Here is a 1,200-nt window from a genome sequence, read left to right as displayed (position 1 = left end):
GGTAGTCCCCCCGAGAATTAACGGGTATTCAAGGTAGAATTTTCTAGCAGCAGGATCGACAGGAAATTTTGCATGAAAACGTCCAGATTCACGGAAAGCCAGATCATCGGGATCTTGAAGCAGGCCGAAGCCGGAGCACCCGTTGCGGAGTTGTGCCGCGAGCACGGCATGAGCAGCGCGAGCTTCTACAAATGGCGCTCGAAATACGGCGGCATGGACGCGGCGCTGATGAGCCGGATGAAGGAGCTTGAGACGGAAAACGCCAGGCTCAAGAAGATGTACGCCGAAGAGCGACTCAAGGCCGAGGTGGTGCGCGAGGCACTTGAAAAAAAGTGGTGAGGCCATCTCGTCGCCGCGAGATGGCCCTGCGCGCAGTGAAGGATCGCGCGATGAGCGTACGGGCGGCCTGTGAGGCGTTTGGCGTAAGCGAGACCTGCTACCGCTACCAGGCAAAGCGTTGCGCGGAAAACAGCGTGATTGCCGGGTGGCTGGTGAAACTCACGCACAACCAGCGCAACTGGGGCTTTGGCCTGTGCTTCCTGTACCTGCGCAACGTCAAGGGCTTCGCCTGGAATCACAAACGTGTTTATCGCATCTATCGCGAACTCGAGCTGAATCTGCGGATCAAGCCACGCAAACGGCTGGTGCGTGAGCAGCCTGAACCGCTGGCTGTGCCGCAGGCACTGAACGAGTGCTGGTCAATGGATTTCATGCACGATCAGCTCGCGGATGGCCGTAGCATCCGGCTGTTCAACGTGATCGACGACTTCAACCGGGAAGGCCTGTGCATCGAGGTGGACTTCTCGTTGCCGGCGCTACGCGTTATCCGCTCCCTGGATCAGGTAATCGAGTGGCGCGGCAAGCCGTCGAAGATCCGTTGCGACAACGGGCCGGAATATGTCAGTGATGCGCTCAGGGACTGGGCCGTTCGACGCGGCGTCGTTCTGCAGTTTATCCAGCCCGGCAAGCCGCAACAGAACGCGTACATTGAGCGTTACAACAAAACGGTTCGATACGACTGGCTCGCCCATTATCTCTTCGAGACAGTGGCCGATGTTCAGGAGTATGCGACGAAGTGGCTGTGGTCATACAATCACGAGCGGCCAAACACGGCCATTGGCGGCGTACCGCCGAAACAGAAGTTGCCCATCGCGGCATGACCTCTACTTCTGAACTCCGTTAAAAGCGGGGGGGCTACCG

At 58.3% G+C, this 1,200-nt stretch carries 1 protein-coding gene; it reads left to right on the top strand.

Annotated elements, in window-relative coordinates; all coding sequences use genetic code 11:
* Nucleotides 1-72: 72 nt before the first annotated feature.
* Nucleotides 73-1,160 (top strand): IS3 family transposase gene (locus HHL14_RS32755; RefSeq protein ID WP_169501742.1). Its coding sequence is split into 2 segments (ribosomal slippage): nucleotides 73-325 and nucleotides 325-1,160, totalling 1,089 coding nucleotides; the frame shifts between segments, so codons are not numbered across the junction.
* The last annotated feature ends 40 nt before the right edge of the window (nucleotides 1,161-1,200 follow it).

Source organism: Paraburkholderia antibiotica, from assembly GCF_012927125.1.
Classification (GTDB): domain Bacteria; phylum Pseudomonadota; class Gammaproteobacteria; order Burkholderiales; family Burkholderiaceae; genus Paraburkholderia; species Paraburkholderia antibiotica.
The sequence above is the reverse complement of the archived record's forward strand: the minus strand, read 5'-3'. Positions and strand labels throughout refer to the sequence as shown.